Genomic DNA, 781 nt, shown 5'->3' with positions numbered 1-781 from the left:
CGCGGCTTCGCCGTGGTCGCCGACGAAGTGCGCCTGCTGGCCCAGCGCACTCAGCAGTCCATCGCGCAGATCCAGGGCATGATCGAGCGCCTGCAGGGCAACTCGGAAGCGGCGGTGAAGGTCATCAACACCAGCAGCCAAGCCGCTCAACACACCGTGGAACAGGCCCGCCGAACCGGCGAAAGCCTGCACCAGATTCTCAGCGCGCTGCGCAATCTCACCGAACTGAACGCCTCGATCGCCAGCGCCACCCTGGAGCAGTCCCATGTGGTCGAGGACATCAACCAGAATGTCACCCGTGCCGCGTCGCTGGCCCACGACAATGCCCAGGCCGCAGGCCGGTCCAACGAGGCCAGCCAGGCATTGGGCCAACTGGCGGGTCAGCTCAATCGGCTGTTGGGGCAGTTTCGCGTATGAAAGTGATGGCGGCACCGGTCGAACAAGGGCCCCCCTCGCGCTACCTGGAAACCCGGCACAAGGCGCTCGAGCTGTTCGCCAGGTGTGGTTTCAGCCGGGTCAGCATGCGCGACCTCGCCACTTATCTGGGGATCCAGGTCGGCTCCATTTACAACCACATCGACAGCAAGGAAACACTGCTGTTTGAGCTGATCGAGGAACTCTACGAACAGTTGCTGCACGGCGCCAGCCTGGTGACTCGTCGCAAATCCACACCGGCGCTACGACTGCACGGCCTGCTTGAAGCGCACCTCCTGCTGCACGAGCGCATGGGGGCGCATTTCCGCCTGGCCGAGTACGACCTCCATTGCCTGAGCAGCGAACA

At 63.8% G+C, this 781-nt stretch carries 2 protein-coding genes; both read left to right on the top strand.

Features of this window, described 5'->3' with window-relative positions:
• Positions 1-417 (top strand): methyl-accepting chemotaxis protein (locus VD17_RS32865; RefSeq protein WP_046057166.1); only part of this gene is annotated, 417 nt, incomplete at its 5' end.
• The coding region (locus VD17_RS31015) for a TetR/AcrR family transcriptional regulator (protein WP_046057165.1) at positions 414-781 on the top strand (368 nt) is incomplete at its 3' end. The genes VD17_RS32865 and VD17_RS31015, both read left to right, overlap by 4 nt.

It is taken from the genome of Pseudomonas fluorescens (assembly GCF_000968015.1).
In the GTDB taxonomy this organism is placed as follows: Bacteria; Pseudomonadota; Gammaproteobacteria; order Pseudomonadales; family Pseudomonadaceae; genus Aquipseudomonas; species Aquipseudomonas fluorescens_W.
The sequence above is the reverse complement of the archived record's forward strand: the minus strand, read 5'-3'. Positions and strand labels throughout refer to the sequence as shown.